Origin of the sequence: Massilia violaceinigra, from assembly GCF_002752675.1 — a bacterium.
Lineage (GTDB): Bacteria > Pseudomonadota > Gammaproteobacteria > Burkholderiales > Burkholderiaceae_D > Telluria_A > Telluria_A violaceinigra.
In genome coordinates this window covers 349,505-366,515 of record NZ_CP024608.1, presented here as the reverse complement: position 1 = coordinate 366,515, position 17,011 = coordinate 349,505, and the positions used below count along the sequence as shown (strand labels likewise).

Annotated in this window: 15 protein-coding genes; 9 read left to right on the top strand and 6 right to left on the bottom strand. The window is 66.4% G+C overall.

Annotation, left to right across the window (positions count from 1 at the left end; genetic code table 11):
- Window positions 1-9: 9 nt before the first annotated feature.
- Both CR152_RS01715 and CR152_RS01710 read right to left on the bottom strand, forming a co-directional pair.
- A complete protein-coding gene (locus tag CR152_RS01715; RefSeq protein ID WP_099873230.1) occupies window positions 10-690 on the bottom strand; it encodes an ABC transporter ATP-binding protein in 681 nt (226 codons plus the stop codon).
- A 78-nt stretch (window positions 691-768) separates the two neighbouring features.
- A complete protein-coding gene (locus CR152_RS01710) occupies window positions 769-2,061 on the bottom strand; it encodes an efflux RND transporter periplasmic adaptor subunit (protein ID WP_229413247.1) in 1,293 nt (430 codons plus the stop codon).
- A gap of 227 nt (window positions 2,062-2,288) precedes the next feature.
- Here CR152_RS01710 and CR152_RS01705 point away from each other — a divergent pair, with 227 nt between their 5' ends.
- The 3 genes from CR152_RS01705 (at window position 2,289) to CR152_RS01695 (ending at window position 5,482) form a co-directional block, all read left to right on the top strand.
- The gene (locus CR152_RS01705) at window positions 2,289-3,632 is read left to right on the top strand and encodes a sigma-54-dependent transcriptional regulator (RefSeq protein WP_099873226.1); all 1,344 of its coding nucleotides are present in this window, start codon (window positions 2,289-2,291) and stop codon (window positions 3,630-3,632) included.
- Complete coding sequence (locus CR152_RS01700) at window positions 3,622-4,857, top strand: sensor histidine kinase (protein WP_099873224.1); 1,236 nt, start codon at window positions 3,622-3,624, stop codon at window positions 4,855-4,857. Before CR152_RS01705 ends, CR152_RS01700 begins: the two co-directional genes overlap by 11 nt.
- A 64-nt stretch (window positions 4,858-4,921) precedes the next feature.
- Complete coding sequence (locus tag CR152_RS01695) at window positions 4,922-5,482, top strand: DUF2939 domain-containing protein (protein ID WP_229413246.1); 561 nt, start codon at window positions 4,922-4,924, stop codon at window positions 5,480-5,482.
- 14 nt (window positions 5,483-5,496) lie between these two features.
- On the opposite strand, the gene gbpA is transcribed toward CR152_RS01695, so the two are convergent.
- A complete protein-coding gene (gene gbpA / locus CR152_RS01690; RefSeq protein WP_099873220.1) occupies window positions 5,497-6,912 on the bottom strand; it encodes an N-acetylglucosamine-binding protein GbpA in 1,416 nt (471 codons plus the stop codon).
- A 371-nt stretch (window positions 6,913-7,283) separates the two neighbouring features.
- Here gbpA and CR152_RS01685 point away from each other — a divergent pair, with 371 nt between their 5' ends.
- The 3 genes from CR152_RS01685 (at window position 7,284) to CR152_RS01675 (ending at window position 9,491) form a co-directional block, all read left to right on the top strand.
- Window positions 7,284-8,579: an endo-1,4-beta-xylanase gene (locus tag CR152_RS01685; RefSeq protein WP_208640052.1), complete on the top strand. Its 1,296-nt coding sequence runs from the start codon at window positions 7,284-7,286 to the stop codon at window positions 8,577-8,579.
- A 118-nt stretch (window positions 8,580-8,697) separates the two neighbouring features.
- Complete coding sequence (locus CR152_RS01680; protein ID WP_229413245.1) at window positions 8,698-8,955, top strand: helix-turn-helix domain-containing protein; 258 nt, start codon at window positions 8,698-8,700, stop codon at window positions 8,953-8,955.
- A gap of 14 nt (window positions 8,956-8,969) precedes the next feature.
- A complete protein-coding gene (locus CR152_RS01675) occupies window positions 8,970-9,491 on the top strand; it encodes a Clp protease N-terminal domain-containing protein (protein ID WP_099873216.1) in 522 nt (173 codons plus the stop codon).
- On the opposite strand, the gene map is transcribed toward CR152_RS01675, so the two are convergent.
- Both map and CR152_RS01665 read right to left on the bottom strand, forming a co-directional pair.
- On the bottom strand, window positions 9,488-10,282 hold the full coding sequence (gene map, locus CR152_RS01670; RefSeq protein ID WP_099873214.1) for a type I methionyl aminopeptidase: 795 nt from the start codon (window positions 10,280-10,282) through the stop codon (window positions 9,488-9,490). The genes CR152_RS01675 and map overlap by 4 nt on opposite strands.
- An 8-nt stretch (window positions 10,283-10,290) precedes the next feature.
- Window positions 10,291-10,878, bottom strand: a complete 588-nt coding sequence (locus tag CR152_RS01665) for a TetR/AcrR family transcriptional regulator (protein ID WP_099873212.1) — start codon at window positions 10,876-10,878, stop codon at window positions 10,291-10,293.
- Between the two features lie 124 nt (window positions 10,879-11,002).
- Here CR152_RS01665 and CR152_RS01660 point away from each other — a divergent pair, with 124 nt between their 5' ends.
- From CR152_RS01660 to CR152_RS01650, 3 genes are read left to right on the top strand one after another with little or no spacing between them, the layout of a single operon-like run.
- Window positions 11,003-11,308: a hypothetical protein gene (locus CR152_RS01660; protein WP_099873210.1), complete on the top strand. Its 306-nt coding sequence runs from the start codon at window positions 11,003-11,005 to the stop codon at window positions 11,306-11,308.
- Entirely contained in the window at window positions 11,305-13,539 is a 2,235-nt protein-coding gene (locus CR152_RS01655; protein WP_099873208.1) for a glycosyltransferase, read from the top strand. The genes CR152_RS01660 and CR152_RS01655 overlap by 4 nt, the downstream gene beginning before the upstream one ends.
- The gene (locus CR152_RS01650; protein WP_099873206.1) at window positions 13,536-14,654 is read left to right on the top strand and encodes a glycosyltransferase family 4 protein; all 1,119 of its coding nucleotides are present in this window, start codon (window positions 13,536-13,538) and stop codon (window positions 14,652-14,654) included. Before CR152_RS01655 ends, CR152_RS01650 begins: the two co-directional genes overlap by 4 nt.
- Before the next feature lie 13 nt (window positions 14,655-14,667).
- Here CR152_RS01650 and CR152_RS01645 read toward each other — a convergent pair whose 3' ends face one another.
- A complete protein-coding gene (locus tag CR152_RS01645; RefSeq protein WP_157778281.1) occupies window positions 14,668-16,980 on the bottom strand; it encodes a vWA domain-containing protein in 2,313 nt (770 codons plus the stop codon).
- Between the last annotated feature and the right edge of the window lie 31 nt (window positions 16,981-17,011).

Genomic DNA, 17,011 nt, shown 5'->3' with positions numbered 1-17,011 from the left:
ATCGCTCCCTCACGCCGCTTGCAAGGCATCGACCAGGATGCGGCCGTCGAGCAGGCGCAAGGTGCGCGATGCCTGCGCCGCGTGCGACGGCGAGTGCGTCACCATGATGATGGTGGTGCCTTCGGCGTTAATCTGGCGCAGCAGGCGCATGACGTCATCGCCATGCGCGCTATCGAGGTTGCCGGTCGGTTCATCGGCCAGCAGCATCGCGGGGTTCGCCACCAGCGCGCGCGCGATCGCCACGCGCTGCTGCTGCCCGCCCGACAGCTGCGAGGGGCGGTGTTTGGCGCGGTGCGCCACGCCCAGCTTGTCGAGCATCGCCGCCACGCGCTCGCGCCGCTCTTTGGCCGGCACGTTCATGTACTCCAGCGCCAGTTCCACATTCTCGGCCACCGACAATTCCTCGATCAGGTTAAAGCTCTGGAAGATGAAGCCGATGCGCCCGCGCCGCAGCCGGTTCAGCTGCGCTTCGCTCCACCCGGCCACGTTCTGTCCGTCGAACCAATATTCGCCGCTGTCGGGCGTATCGAGCAATCCCAGCACCGACAGCAGGGTCGATTTGCCGCACCCGGACGGCCCGGTGATGGCCACGTATTCGCCGGCATCGATATCGAGCGTGATGCGGTCCAGTGCCGTGGTGCGCACTTCGCCGCCCTGGAACGTTTTGCTGACATTGAGTAGCTTGAGCATGCCGTCCTTCTGTTGTGGTGCGGGGTGGATTGATGTGGGGTTCATTGTGTCATCTCCGGGTGAGCAAACTTGAAAAATCTATTCCAGGAACTGAAGCCGTGGCGCCTTGCCGTAGCCGGCATACGACGAGACGATGACCCGTTCGCCCGGCGCCAGGCCATCGAGCACCTCGACCTGGGTGTTATTGCGCCGGCCCGTGCGAATCGCGCGCCGTTCGGCGGTTTCTCCATCCTTGTCCAGCACATACACCGCCACGCCGCCGCTGTCGTTGATGAAGGCGTCATGCGGCAGCAGCAGCGCTTCGCTGGCGCCGCCGAGCGTGACCAGCGCTTCGGTACCCTGGCCGGGGTTGAGGGTCTTGGGCTGGCCGTCGGCGAACGCCAGTTCCAGCGCAAAGCGGCCTTCCTTGATCTGCGGGTAGATCCGGCTTACCGTCAGCGCATGCGCGCGGCCATTGATCGTGGCCGTTCCCTGGCGGCCCACCGCCACCCGGTTCAGGTAGTACTCGTCGACCTGGGCGGCCAGCTTGAACTGGTCCACGTCGTCGATGCGGCCCAGGTGCTGGTCGGGCTTGACGGTTTCGCCGACCTGCAAATGAAAATCGGTCAGGCGGCCCGACACCGGGGCCCGCACGGCCAGCGCATCGATGGTGGCGTTGACCAGTTGCAGGCCCGCTTCGAGCCGGCCGATGGCTTGCTCCATCTGCCTGACGGCGTCGCGCTGGGTGGCCGTCTCGGTCCTGTAGCCGGCCTTCTCGCTCTCGTACAGGCGGCGCTGCTGCGCCACGCGGTCTTCCGAGTCTTCCAGCGCGCTCAAAGACACGAAGCCCTTCTGCGCCAGCGCTGCGTTGCGCGCATGCTGCTTGTCGGCCAGGGTCAGGGCGAACGCCAGCTCGGCGCCGCGCCGCTCGCGCTCCATGCGGCTCGCTTCGAGCGCGATGCGCAGGTTGGTCAGGTTGGAAATCTGCTGCGCGTGCTCCGCCTCGCGCGCCAGCAGGTCCAGCCGGCGCTGCGGGTTCGACAGCCGGAACAGCACCTCGCCATGTTTCACAGGCGCGCCGTCGCGCGCAAAGACTTCTTCCACGCGGCCCGATTCGACCGCGTCGAGCATCACCGAGTGCAGCGGCACCGCGATGGCGCGCAAGGCCACGTCGTCGCGGAACACGCCGCGCGTCACGCTGGCGATGCGCGCGTCCGCCCGTGCCACCTGCAAGCCGCGCGGGAGCTGCTGCCACAGGGCCGCGCCGCCGGCCAGCAGCGCCAGCGCGAGCGCCGCAGCGGTCATGGCGCGTCTGCCGCGGCGCCGCTGCAGCGGCTGATCCATGGCGGCGCCGCTGCTGCGCTCTGCTGGTGGGGCTATCGGAACAATCATGGCGACGATCGGGCTGTGAAGTAATGCAGGGATGGATCGCAACATCCGTGCCATGCGCCCGCCAAGGGCAAGCGCCGGTTCGCACAGGCGCGTTGCCCGTCATCCGTGCGAAAGCGGACGGTGCGAAGTGTGCGCTTCCGGACACCTTGGCCGCGATTGGACGGTTTGATTGGTGGCGCCGGTGCCCTGCTGCTAGAATCGGCGCACCTGTTTTCATCCTCCGCGCCATGGCCGACACTCCCGCCCGCATCCTGATCCTCGACGACGACGCCGACGTCGCCTATGCGGCGCAACTGGTGCTGCGTCGCTGCGCGGCCAAGGTGGCCACGCTAGCCGATCCGCGCCAGCTGGCACGCCACCTGGAGGGCGGCGTGCCCGACGTGGTGCTGCTCGACTTTAACTTCGCACCCGGGCGCACCGACGGCGCCGAGGGCCTGGCGGTGCTCGACCAGCTGCGCGCGCTGCCGGATGTACCGGCGGTCATCGTCATGACCGCCTACGCCGATGTGGCGCTGGCGGTCGAGGCGATGAAGCGCGGCGCCAGCGATTTTCTGACCAAGCCATGGGATAACGCGCGCCTGCTCGCCATCGTCGAAGGCGCGCTGGCGCGGCGCGCTGCGCCTGCATTACCGGCCAGCGGCGCCCTCGATGCCCTGATGGGCGAATCGCTGCCGATGCGCCAGTTGCGCGCACTGATCGCCAGCGTCGGGCCCACGCAGGCCAACGTCATGGTGCTGGGCGAGAATGGTGTGGGCAAGGAGCTGGTCGCGCGCGCGCTGCACCTGGCCTCGCGCCGCGCCGCCGGGCAGTTTCTCGCCGTGGACATGGGCAGCCTGCCGGAAGCGACGCTGGAGAGTGAATTGTTCGGCCACCGTAAAGGCTCGTTTACCGATGCGCGCAGCGACCGCGCCGGCCGCTTCCAGGCGGCGTCCGGCGGCACGCTGTTTTTGGACGAGATAGGCAACCTGCCGCTGGCCGCGCAATCGAAACTGTTGACGGCACTGGAACGGCGCGAAGTCACGCCGCTCGGCGCCGACCGCCCGCAAGCGATCGACGTGCGCATCGTCAGCGCCACCAACCTCGATGAAGCCAGGCTGTATGACGCGCAGGTCTTCCGGCCCGACCTGCTGTTCCGCCTCAATACCATCGTGATCCGCGTGCCGCCCTTGCGCGAGCGGCGCGACGATATTCCCGCATTGCTGCGACATTACCTGGCCCATTACGCTCAGTTGTACGGCAAGCCGCCCGCCGCCATCGCCCCGGACGCCTTCGACGCGCTGTGCGCGCACCCCTGGCCCGGCAATGTGCGCGCGTTGCGCCACGCCTGCGAGCGCGCGGTGATACTCGGCCAGCCCGGCATCCACGGCCTCGCCGATTTTGGCCTGCACGGCGGCGAGCCAGCCCCGGTGCCGCGCGCGGCCAGCACCGACATGCTGGCCCTCGACGCCATCGAGCGCGACGCCGTGGCCGCCGCCATGGCTCAGGTGCGCGGCAACATCACCCATGCCGCCGGCCTGCTGGGCATCAGCCGCGCCGCGCTTTACCGCAAGCGTGCCAAGCATGGCCTCTGACGCCGCGCCACGGCGCGCCATCTGGGCCGGGGCGCTGCTGCTCGGCGCCGCCGCGTGGAGCGTCGGTGCGCATGGCGCTGTCTCGCTGACGACGGCGGGCGGTGCCCTGGCGGCGCTGGTGGCCGTGGGGTTGATTCGTCGCGGACTGGCCGCGTCGGCGGTGGTGGCGCCCCTGCCGCCGCTGGAAATACCGGTCGGCGTGCCGCACGACCAGGCGCAACTGGCCGCGCGCGTGCTGGCGCTCGAATCGCAGGTCGAACATGCGCCCATCGCCCTGTTCCGTATCGACAGTGCACAGCTGCCCCTCGCCGTAGAGCCGGTCAACGCCAACGCGCGCCGCCTGCTGGCGCCCGGCCGCGCCACCGACCTCGATGCCCTGCGCCGTACCCTGGCTGGCCTGGCGCCGGGCCAGCGCCGCATGATCGATGTCGACACCGAACAAGGCATCGAGCGTGCCCTGGCGACTGCCGGCGCATTGAGCATCGAAGGCCGGCCGCAGCGGCTGGTGGCCCTGACCCCGATGGAAAACGAGCTGGCGGCGGAGGCCATGCAGGCCTGGCAAAAGCTGGTGCACGTGCTGACGCACGAGATCATGAATTCGCTCACGCCGGTCGCGTCGCTCTCGCACAGTGCGCGCGACATGGTGCACGGCGTGCGCGCCAGCCTGCCGCCCGATATCGCCGGCGACCTCGCCATCGCGCTCGACGCAATCGCCCGCCGCGCCGACAGCCTGACCCATTTCGTCAGCGGCTACCGGGCCTTGGCCAGCGTGCCGGAAGCGGCGCCGCAGCGGGTGGTGGTGCAGGAGATGTTCGCGCGCCTGTCGGCCCTGATCGCGCCGGCGTGGCAGGCGCGCGGCGGCAGCGCCGACTTCAGGGTGGAACCGGAATCGCTCGAACTGATGGCCGATCCGGGCCAGCTGGAACAGGCGCTGGTGAACCTGCTCCAGAACGCGGCGCAGGCGTGCGCGCAACGCGCCGCGCCGCACGTTGCGGTGAGCGCCAGGCTGGCGCGCGGCGGGCGCTTGCGGATCGAAGTGTGCGACAACGGGCCGGGCGTGGCGGACGAGGTGATCGCCGATATCTTCACACCCTTCTTTTCCACCAAAAGCAAAGGCGGCGGCATCGGCCTGGCCATGGTGCGCCAGCTGGTGCACCGCAATGGCGGCGCCGTGCGCTATGCCAAATCGGTCGGCGCCGGGGCGCGCTTCATCATCACATTTTGACGGCGCGCGCCGTGTAGAATCCGCCCTGTGCGATCGGCACACCGTCAACCTACAGAAGGACATCGTGAAGGCAATTCACCTCAAACTCGGTATCGCCACGCTCTGCGTCGCCGCCGGCGCAGCGTACTGGTACTACTCCCCCCTGATCGCCCTGCACCAGATGCGCGCGGCGGCCCGCGAGAACAACGCCGAGCGCTTCAACGAGCGCGTCGACTACCCGCGCCTGCGCGAAAGCGTCAAGGTGCAGCTCAGCGCCGCCATGAACGAGGAAGTCAAGCGCAACGACACCAGCGGACTCGGTGAGGCCGGTGCGGCAATCGGCAAGATGTTGGGAATAGCGATGGCCGACAAGATGGTCGACGCCATGGTGCGGCCGGAATTCGTCATGCGCGCGATGGAACAGGGAACGCTGACTCCACGCCCGCAGCGCGCAGAAGGGGATGCGGCCAAGAAGCCCGATCCGAAGTACACGTCCGAGCGCGTCGGCTTGAGCCAGTTCATCATGCACCTCGACCCCGACAAACCCGGTGACCGGCGCATGTCGCTCGTGATGGAGCGACACGGCCTGGCAACGTGGAAGCTGGCGGAGGTGCGCATGAGCGCCCCCGCCGCCGCTACCAGATAAGCAAGCCTGCCGGCTTACGGTGCGATCCAGGCGTCCTGCCAGTTGGCGCCCACGCCCGGCTCATAATGCGTCGATGCCGCGGTCCACTGCGTGCACCAGCCGCTGTACGGGAACGGCTTGCAGGTGTAGACCTTGCCGTTCTTCTGCTGCAGCACGCGGGTGGCGGCCTTGTAGGTGGCCAGCGACGCCGGGAACACATGATCGTAGGCCGCGCTGCCGCCTTCTTCGGTCAGCGTCAGCGGGAAGGTCTTCTGCAGCACCGCGCCGCCGTCCTTGACCACCGCCTTGAGCACCAGCTGGTGCGCGCCCGCCTTGGGTGCGCTCAGGTTCAGCGCCAGCGCCGCGCTGTTGTTGTTCAGCGGCGCCGTTGCAAAGCCCTTCGACACGCCCGCCTGGTCGTACACATACGCGCTGACGTCCATGTCGGTATTCGCGCTGACGCTGAAGTTGATCGCCAGTTGCCCGCCCTTGATCACATACGAGGTGCGCAAATCGCTGACGCTGAAGTCGGCCGGCGGTGGCGTCTGGTCCTTGTTGATCTGCACTTCCACCCGGGTCAGCGCGCTGGCCGTTTTTGCATACACGGTGTTTTGTCCGTACACCGGCGTGATCTTGCCGTCCTGGCCCATCTGGCCCGCGTGCAGCTGCGGTTGTTCGGCGTTGATGCGGGTGGCCAGCAGATGCGCCCAGTTATTGCGCAAGCCTTCGCTGGCGCTGCCGATGGTGACCTTGGTCTGCAGTTCCGGTTTTTCGCCCGCGGCGTCGAACACGCGCGTGGCCACGCTGTCGCCGGCGGCCAAGTCGACCGACGGATAGATCGCGCCGCGCTGCGTCCATTCCGGCACCGGCACCGTTCCGCCATCCTTGAACAGCACATCGACCATGTTATAAAAACTGTTCGGCGTATCGCCGATTTCCCACACGCCCAGAATCACCTGGTAGCCGGTACGCTGCGGTACCGTGCAGTTGTGGCTGACCTGCGCGGGTGGCTGGCGGTTGCCGCCGTCGATCACGCAGAACGGGGTCAGGTCGAACGAAGCGCGGGTAAGCTTCTGGTTCGGATTCCAGTTCGACTTGGTGATGTAATAGCGCCAGTTGCGCGTGGCGTGGTTGGCCGTAAACTGCCACTTGAAGACATTGGCGCCGGCCTGCATGGGGCGCTTGGTCCAGCGGCTGCTGGTCTGTTCATTGAGTTCGCCGAATTGCGCCAGTGCGGCCGAGGCGATGACGCCGTCCGCCGGTCCCTGGGCCGGAAAACCGGATGGCGCCTCCAGACTTTGCGGTTCCCATTGAATGGCGCCGCAGGCGCTGTTGCCGCCTTGCTTGCACAGCAGATTGCGCGATTCGGGCTGGGTGATGTAGCCGTGTGCCATGGCACTGGCGCTGCATAACAGCGCGCAGGCGCCGGCGATGGTGGTGAGTGTTTTCATGTTGATTTACCTTTCGGGCAGGACGACGTCGGAAGCACGCATACAGCCGGTCCGGCCGACATCGCGCGCTCGCTTGCAGTTCAAAATGCGTCAGGATGATCGCCGTGAAAGTGGTAGTCAACTGGTTTTCAAAATTACCCCTGCGAGCAATACCAGTGCGGGATGGAAGGTTCTGTTGCAAGCAAAAAGATAACGATGTCGAGGCGGACAAACGCAGGCCGTGAAGTGGTCGCGACGGGGTTTCAATGATTGACTTGCGCATGTGTTTACCGCACAATCAAAAATCAAAACGTTATTTATTTGCTAATGAAAACGTTTTCATGATTCACTGCACTCAATGTTGCAACCCACAAAACCATTCTGGAGATCCGATGCGACTTTCTACTGCCACGTTCAGTTTATGCCTGCTCCTTTCCGCCTGCGGCGGCGACGCCGACCCAGGCAGCCCCACGGCCACGCCAGCGCCACCGTTGGCCGCCGACGCGGCGGCCGTCGACACGGCGGCCGTCGACACGGCCGATGCGATCCCGGAGGCCGACGATGCGCCTCCATCTGCGTTGGCTGGCGAGGCGGACGACAGCATGACCGGCTTCGACTCCGGCTCATCCGAAAAAACCAGCGCCACCGACGTAAGCAGATTAAGCAGGCTGGCCAAGTTCCCGGTCGGCGTCTCGGTCGCCTACGGCAATGAAGCCTTCAGCTACACCAACAGCCCGGCGCAGCAGGCGGTCATCAAGACGCATTTCAGCCAGCTCACGGCCGGTAATATCATGAAGATGAGCTATCTGCATCCAGCCCAGGATACTTACAACTTCACCCAGGCCGACGACTTTTTAAAGTTCGCCAGGGACAATGGCAAAACCCTGCACGCGCACGCCCTGATCTGGCACTCCGACTATCAGGTTCCGGCGTTCATGAAAAACTATCAGGGCGACAAAGCGGCGTGGCTGGCGATGCTCAAGACGCACGTGCAAACGATTACCCGGCATTTCTCCGGCAAAGTCGCGAGCTGGGATGTGGTGAACGAAGCCATTAACGACGGCGGCGGCTACCGCAATTCGATTTTTTACCAGAAGACGGGCACCGACTATATCGAACAGGCGTTCATCAATGCGCGCGCCGCCGACAAGAAGGCCGACCTGTACTACAACGATTACAACATCGAGGCCGACGCCGCCAAGCTGCAAACCCTGACCGAGATGCTCGACGGTTTCAAGGCGCGTTCGGTGCCGATCAGCGGGGTCGGCTTCCAGATGCATATTTATATGGATTATCCATCGGTGAGCACCATTTCAGCGGCCTTCAAACGGGCCGTGGACCGCAATCTGAAGGTCAAGATCACCGAGCTCGATATCCCGATCAATAATCCATTCAGCCCGCCATACCAAGCCGGCGATATCAAGCGGGTATTGACGCCGGCACTGGCGCTGGCGCAGAAAAAGCGCTATTGCGAAGTCGTGAAAGCGTATATGGACACGGTACCGGCCAAATTGCGCGGCGGCGTGACGGTGTGGGGTGTGAGCGATCCAAGCAGCTGGCTCATCAGCGACCTGTTTAAAAACGCGCACGCCGACTGGCCGCTGCTGTTCGACGGCGCCTATCAGCAAAAGCCCGCCTTGCGCGGCGTGGCCGATGGCTTGGCCGGCAAGGCCTGCACCAATACTTGATTCCAGGCGGCATCCCGCAGCCGGGTGCCGCTTGCCATGTTTTATGCATACCAATTTGGCAAGCGCAAAAATGTGGTATTAACGGCCCTGCCGCGTTATCCAGGTGATTCGTCAACATATGTTGACAGAATCGCCGGCCTGGCTTATCTTCACTCCCATGATCGATCCGCGCCAGATGCCTTCCCCCGACGACCCCGCCGAAGCCCTGGCGGCGGTCGTGGCGCTGCGCCGTTACGCCGATGCGCTCGAACGCAAGGCGGTCAACGCGGCGGTGAAGCAGGGCTGGTCGTGGAGCGACATTGCACAGGCACTGGGCGTGTCGAAACAGGCCGCCCACAAGCGCCTGGCCGGTTCAGTGACGGACGAAGACAGTTAAACGGGAGGCAGTCGATGTTTCAACGCATACGCCAGCGTCTGGGCGACATGAAGACGATTCAGCATCTGTGCCAGGGGGCGGAACAATACGCGCTGGCCGACCAGCAGCGCGAACCGGCGGTGGAGCATTTCCTGCTCTCCGCGCTCGACCTGGACGACGGCACGGCGCGGCGCGCCTTCGAACAGGTTCATGCCGATCCGGCGCAACTGCCGCAGGCGATCGCCCAGCAGTACCGCGACGCGCTGCGTTTTGCTGGCCTCACGGCCGATGCAGCGGCCAGCGCGCTCGATGCATCCGAGCCGCTCGAACCAAGCCGGGGCCTGTACGAGGCGGCGCCGTCGGGCGCGGACCTGATGCAAACCCTGGCGCGGCAGCGTTCGGGCGAACGCGGCCCCTTGCTGGGTGCGCACGTGGTGGCGCTGGTGGCGGCAATGCGCCAGGGCGTGGCGCCACGTTCGCTGGCGGCGCTGGGCGTCGATGCGGCAGCGCTGCGCGCGGCGGCGCAAGCCGAAATCGGCGCTTACCAGAACCGTTAGCGCTCGGCGGCCGACAGCGTAAAGATCTCGACGCCGCTCTCCGTCACCGCCACCGAGTGCTCGAACTGGGCCGACCACTTGCGGTCCTTGGTCACCGTCGTCCATTTGTCTGGCAACACCGTCACCTGGTGGGTGCCGACGTTGACCATCGGTTCGATCGTGAAGATCATGCCCGGTTCGAGAACGATGCCGGTGCCGGGGCGGCCGTAGTGCGTCACCTGCGGCGTATCGTGGAATACCTGGCCGATGCCATGGCCGCAAAAATCGCGCACCGACGAAAAGCCCTGCGCCTTGATATACGTCTCGATCGCCGCGCCGACGTCGCCCAGGGTGGCGCCCGGACGCACCGTGCGCACGCCCGTCATCATCGCCTCGTAGGCTGAACTCACCAGGCGCTTGGCCAGGATCGATACCGTACCCACTTCGAAGGTGCGGCTGGTGTCGCCGAACCAGCCATTGAGTTTGGGCGTGACGTCGATGTTGACGATGTCGCCCTCGCGCAGGATCTTTTTGTCCGACGGAATACCGTGCGTGACCACGTGGTTCACCGAAATGCAGCTGGCGTGCTTGTAGCCGTGGTAATCGATGGTGGCCGGAATGCTGCCGGCGGCGCGCATGAATTCTTCGCACATGGCGTCCAGCGTTGCCGTCGACACGCCGGCGCGCACGTGCGGAGCGATGAAGTCGAGCGTGTCGGCGGCCACGCGGCCGGCCGCGCGCATGGCTTCGAAGCCCGCTTCGTCGTACAGGGGAATCGGTTTGCCGTGTTCTGTTTGGGTGGAATAGCGCATGGGGTTTCTCAGTGAGGTGTGGCGGCCAGCGCGCCGACGGCGTCGTGCGAGGCACGCAGGATCGCGTCGAGCGTGGCGGGAATCGCCTTGTTTTGGGCCAGGTAGGGTTTGACGATAGCGATCGGGGCGTCGATCAGCATGAAGCGCAGCGTATGGGCCGCATCGTCGCCTGCGGCGCCGCGGCGTTGCAGGCAGCGTTCGAAGCAGGCGTCGAGGCGCGCCTGCTCCGCTTCGAGCAGCTCGCTCAGTTCCGGCGTGAGCGGCGCGCCCAGGTCCGGGCAGTCTTCGTACTGCAGCAAAAAGCGCGCGTACACCGGGTTGCTGCGGCACCAGTCGAGCAGCGCCGCCACCGGTATCCACGTGTCGTCTTCATCCCAGTGCCGGGCCACCTGTTCGCGAAAATCGGCTTTCACCGTCAGCCAGGCATGCGCCAGCAGCGTGCTGCGCGAATCGAAGCGGTGATACACCGATCCGATCGGCGCGCCGGCCCGGATGGCGATCGCCGACATCGACACCGAACCGATGCCGCAGGCGGCGGCGATGCCGATGGCGCCGTCGATGAATGTATGTGCGTTGTATTTTGCGAGTCTGACCATTCAAATAGAATATAGATTCTATTTGAGGCCGTCAAGCCCGCTTTCCTCTTGAGCACTATTGACAGATACTTAATGCCCCCCCAGAATCCGGCAGTCTTGCTATAGAGAAAATAGGTGCTGTCCGATGAAAATGCTGATCAAACGTGCCGTGCGCAGCATGGCGGGATGGCCGCTGCTGGGCCGCCTGATCCGGACCGTGGTGGCCGTCGTGCGCCTGCCGGACGATAACCTGCGGCGCGATGCCCTTGCCCGGGAACAGTTGCCGATGCTGCTTAAGACGATGTCGGAGCTCAACGCCCGCGTACTGGCGGCCGAGCGCGATCCGCACAACCTGGTCGCGTCCACGCCGGTTGCGCTGCGCCTGATCGGGCGCGATCTGGCAGCGCTGCGCGAGCGCCTGGACCAGCTGGAGGCCGCGCAGCGCCCATGATCACCTTTTCGATCGTGATCAATACCCTCAACCGCGCCGCCCTGCTGCAGGAAACGCTCGAGAGCCTGTGCCGCCTGCGCTACGCGGGCCGGTTCGAGGTGATCGTCGTCAACGGCCCTTCCACCGACGATTCGGAGCAGGTGATCGCATCCTGGCTGCCGCGCATCCGCAGCGCGCGCTGCGACGTCGCCAACCTGTCGGTGTCGCGCAATATCGGCATTTGCATGGCCGCCGGCGACGTGGTGGCGTTCATCGACGACGACGCCATTCCCGAACCGGAATGGCTCACCGAACTGGCCGCAGCCTACCAGGAGCCGGGCGTGGGCGGCGCCGGCGGGCGCGTGTTGGACAGCAGCGGCTACACTTTCCAGTACCACTACGCCACCGCCAACCGGCTCGGCGACGTCGATATCAGCCACCGCAAAAGCACGCCGCAGCTGTGCTTTCCCGGCTCGCGCGAATTTCCCTATCTGCAGGGGACCAACGCCTCCTTCCTGCGTTCGGCGCTGCTGGAAGTGGGCGGTTTCGACGAAGAGTTCGAGTACTTCCTCGACGAGACCGACGTCTGCTGCCGGCTGGTCGATGCCGGCTACCTGCTCAAGCAGCTGCCGCACGCCTACGTGCACCACAAGACCGCGCCCAATGAAGTGCGCGATCATGCCCGGCTGCCGCGCGCGATTTACCCGATCCTCAAGAACACCATCTACTTCTCGCTCAAGCACGGCCTGGAGTACGCCACGCGTGTCCAGATCGACGCCCACAACGGCGAGACGGCCGCGTCGCAGCGGCGCCACCTGGAATTCATGATCGCCAACGGCAGCGCCGGCGAAGAGCGCCGCGCCGGGTTCGAGGACGAACATGCGCGCGCCTGGGAGGTGGGGCAACGACGTGGTGTGCGGCACGCCCTGGCGCCTGTCGCCAGCGGCATCGACGCCGCCAAACGCGCGCGCTGGCAGGGCGCATTCCTGGCGTTTGCCACCGTCGACAACGCGCAGGCTCGCACGCTGGTGCTGGTGTCGCGCGACTACCCGCCCAATCACCGTGGCGGCATCGCCACCTTCAGCCGCGACCTGGCCGAGGCGCTGGCCGCCGAAGGCCATCAGGTGTACGTGATTACCGAAAGCGCCACCCACAGCCACGTTGAACTGGTGGGCGGCGTGTGGGTGCACCGGATCGCGCTGCGCGAGTACGCGCGTACCTGCGAAGCGATCGAGCGCAGCATCCCGCAAGAAATCTGGAACTGGTCCGCCACCGCGCTGGCCGAAGCGCGCCGCATTGCCAGCCAGCGCCCGCTGGACCTGGTCGAAGCGCCCATCTGGGATGCCGAAGGCGTGGCCTTTCTGCTGGCCGCCGAGTGGCCGCTCGTCACCAGCCTGCACACGACCTTGCATTTCTCGCTGCAGGGCCGCACCGAATTGCGCGACGATGCCGCGTGGATGACGCGCTTCGGCACGCCCATGCTGGCGCTCGAAAAGGAACTCATGCAGCGTTCGCAGGCGGTCCGCGCCAACAGCGCCGCGATCCGGCGCGACATCGAGCAGGCTTACGGCTTTCGCTTCGACGACGCCACCCTGCGCCTGGTGCCGCTCGGGATGCCCGACGTGCCGTATGCGGTGGCGCCGGCCACGCGCGCGGATGGGAGCCTCACGGTGCTGTTCGTCGGCCGCCTTGAAGCGCGCAAGGGTATCGACGTGCTGCTCGCGGCGGTCGACCCGGTGCTGGCGCAGCATCCGCGGGTGCGCTTTCGCATCATCGGCGACGATATGCTGCTCATGTCGGGCGGGGCAATCAGCTACAAGGAACACTGCCGCCGCAATGGCCAGTTGGCCGCGTGGGGCGAGCGCGTGACGTTTGAAGGCCGCGTCGACGACGCCACCCTGCGCGCCGCCTACCGCGATTGCGACGTGTTCGTGGCGCCCAGCCGTTACGAGTCGTTCGGCCTGGTGTTCGTCGAAGCCATGCGCGAGGCGCGCCCGGTGATCGGCTGCGCCGCCGGCGGCATGCCCGAAGTGGTCAGTGATGGCATCAACGGCATCCTGGTAGCCCCGGGCGACAGTGCCGCGCTGGCCGGCGCCATCGGCACGCTGGCCGCATTGCCCGAACTGCGCGCCGCCATGGGCCGTGCGGGGCGCGTGCTGTTTGAAGACAAATTCATCTCGCGCCGCATGGCGCAGGACAGCGCGCCGCTGTACGGCATCGCGGTCGGCCGTTTTGCACAGGCGCGTCAATGAAAATATCGGTTGTCCACGGCATCTGCGTCAGGAACGACGCCATCTCGAACGCCATCGCCGACAACATCGGCTGGCTGATCGAGGCCGGCCACGAGGTGGTGCTGTTCGCCTACGCCTGCGAGCATGCCGCCGTGCCGCACCGTCTCGTGCGCGACGTCACCGACATATTGCCCGACCCGCATTTCCAGGCCAGCGATGCGGTCATTTTCCATTTCGGGATTTTCTATCCGCTGTTCGACCTGATCATGCTGGTGCCGGCGCATGCGCGGCGCCTGGTGGTGTTCCATAACATCACGCCCAAGCAGTTCGTCGGCGCCGAACATCACGCCACCATCGACAAGTCGTTCGCGCAGATGGGAAACGTCATGTTCGCCGACCATGTGGCCTGCGACAGCGCCAGCAACCTGGCAGTGCTGCGCGCGGCGGCGGTGACCACGCCGGCAAGCGTGCTGCCGCTGGCGGTGCATGGCCAGGCGCAGCCCTGCGCCGCCAAGCCGGGGCATGCCGATGGCGTCGTGCGCATCGTCTTCATCGGCCGTCTGGTGCAGTCGAAAGGCGTGGCCGACCTGCTGGACGCCGTTGCGCGTTGCCTGCGGGCCGACACCACCGCGCAGATTGCGCTCGACCTGGTGGCCAACCTGGGCTTCTCCGATCCGGTGCTGGTCGATGCGGTGCACAGCGCGGCGGCTGAGTGGCCGCTCGTTTTCGGCCCGCGCGTCACGCTGCGCCTGCACGGCGACGCCCCGGACGAACTCAAACAGCGCCTGCTGGTGCAGGGCGACGTATTCGTCCTGCCCACCTACCATGAAGGGTTTTGCGTGCCGATCGTGGAAGCGCTGTCGGCCGGATGCCGGGTAGTCTGCTACGACAATTCCAACACGCCGGCCATCGCCGGCGGGTTCGCGCGCCTGGTGCCGACGGGCGACATCGCGGCGCTGGCCCAGGCCATCGGCGACGAGCTGGCGCTGGTCCGCTCGCCGCCGTGGCAGGCGGACGGCTTTGCCACCTTCGCGGCCGGCGCATGGGGCCATGCGCAGACGTTTGCTCCCGCGCGGGCGCGCCACCGCCTGACCACCCTGGTGGCGGACCTGCTCAACGGCGCCCTGGATAACTGACCAGGCTCGCGCCTCACTCGGGCGAAGCCGGGTAAGGCGTGCGCAGATGGAAGCGCATGCGCCATCCCAGCACGGCCAGTGCGACGACCGTGATCAACACGGTTTCCGGTTCGGGCACGATGCTCATGCCGGCTGCTTGCGCCGCTTTCCGGCCGGTGATCGCTCGCGGCTGCGCCCCAGGCACCGGCGTGTCGGTCTTCTCCATCTTCAGTTGCTCAAGGCCCCGCAATTGCTCTTCTTCCTGCGGCGTGGCCAGGGCGCTCTTCGCGCGCAGCAGCGCGGCGCGTTCGCCCGCCCACAGGCGTGTCAGGTGCGGCGAGGTTTGCTCCTGCGCCGGCTGCCGGTCGGTGCTGGCGCGGCGTTCGGCCACGATCTGCCGCGCCCCCGGTTTCCAGCCACTGAGCAGGCGTACCAGGTCGTCGTGCAGCGATCCGATGCGCGGCACGCGTGACAGGGCGGCGACGTCCTCCATCCTTTCCCACAAAACGTTGGGACCGGTGACCGCTTCCAGCGCAAACATGCGCACCTGGTCCGGGCGCTGCCGGTAGTGCTGCAGCAGCGCGTTCGCCGAGCGCGGCATGATGGGTTGCGGCCCGTGGACCCACACCACCGCGCCGTCGCTGCTGGCCGCCGCCCATTCCCACGCCATCAGCAGCGCCGCGCTGTTGTCGTGACCTTCTTCGTACGTGATGTCCTGCAGATGCCGCACGCTGGCCAGCGAATCGGAATGATCGTGCAGGAACACCTGTGGCGCCTCGCTACCGGCCACGATCACGCCCAGTTCCACGTTGCCCGGGAAAGAGGTCGCGGCGCGCGCCAGCTGCTCGCGTTGCGCCGCCAGCGCCATCGAGCCGTCGATGACCAGCGCCACGCGGCGCGGAATGCGGGCAGCTTTCTGGCTGATGGTTTGCACGATGGCCCCGTTTTGCACCGTCGGGTCGGGGCTCCATGCCTGCGCATCGTCCGACGCGCGCCATGCGCTGATGATCGCCGCGCCGACGCCGGGCAGTGGCTCGGCGAGGTCGCCGCGCACCGCGAATGGCAGCGTGGCGCCGGTTTCCTCACGCATGCCGGGCGCGCCCTGCAGCGCGCTGGCCGATTCCAAAGACACTGCATGGCGCAAGGCCGGCGCGATCTCGAAATTGCGTTCGCTGAACGCGGGCAGCTGAAGATAGCCCAGGCGCGCTTCATTGAGCACCAGCGGCGCGGTCATCGCGATCCGCAAAGTCAGCTCGCTTCCCTTCTGATCCGGACGCAGCTCGAGCATGATGCGGTCCTTGCCAGCCGTGGTCACCAGGATGGGCGGACGGTTGGACCAGCCTGTTTTTTCCCGCTCCGCGCGCGCCTGTGCGCCCCCGCTGACTGTCGCCTCGTGCTCCCCGCTGTCGTCCCGCAGTGTGACGCGCGTGACCACGGCGCCGGCCTGTAACGTGACCTGTGCGCGCGCTTCCTTCCAATGGTATTTTTCCTTGCGAAGCACCATGGTCCATTCCAGCGAGCCGAGTGCCGCTCGGGCATCGAGCGTGCCATCGATGCGCGAACTGGCCAGACGCAGGTTCGCCACGTCGCTGAACGGGGTGCCGGTGAGGCGGTAGTAAACGGCGCGCGCTTCTTCGGCACTGGTCCCGGGGCCCTTCATCAGCATGCTGCTGGTCAGGTCGAGTCCGACGTTACCATCTCCGTGGCACAGGCGCAGCATGATGTCCTCGTTGCCGAGGTAGCGCAGCAGGCGTATCCCGTTCGCGCTGGTGGCGTGTGCTTTGTCGGCCGCCATGCGCATGCCGAGCCGCGTGATGGCGGTCGGCAGTTCCATTGCGCCGACGATGGCCAGCGCCAGCAGTGCGCCGGGCCAGGCGGAAGGCAGCGGCGCGCCGCCCGTCTCCAGCAGGCGGCGGCGGAGCAAGCGGCGCGCGGCCAGTGTCGCCACCAGCGACAGCAGCGGTGCGAGCAGCAGCAAGCCGATGCCGAAGTAGATGATCATGGCCACGCCCCCCAGCGTGACCGGCAGGAACAGAACGGTGAAGAAGGCGCTGATCCCGATCGCAAAGCCGTGCAGCAGCGCCAGTGGACGTGACAGCGAAGGCTGCCCGCTCTTGAGGGCGATCATCAGCTGGGCGTTGGCCAGCGGGACGCTCGCAATCAGGAACAGGTGCGCGGACAAGGTGAGCAGATGGATCATCTGCGCCCAGAACACGCCGATGAGCAGGACCGCAACCGCAATCACCGGCAGGATCACGCCAGCGAACCAGATCGCTGCGCGAACGGAAAAGCGCACTGCTTGGCGCGGCGCGGGAGTGGGGCTTACGGACTCGTGATGATCGATCATGGCGTTCCAAAGGAAACTTAACAGACCATGA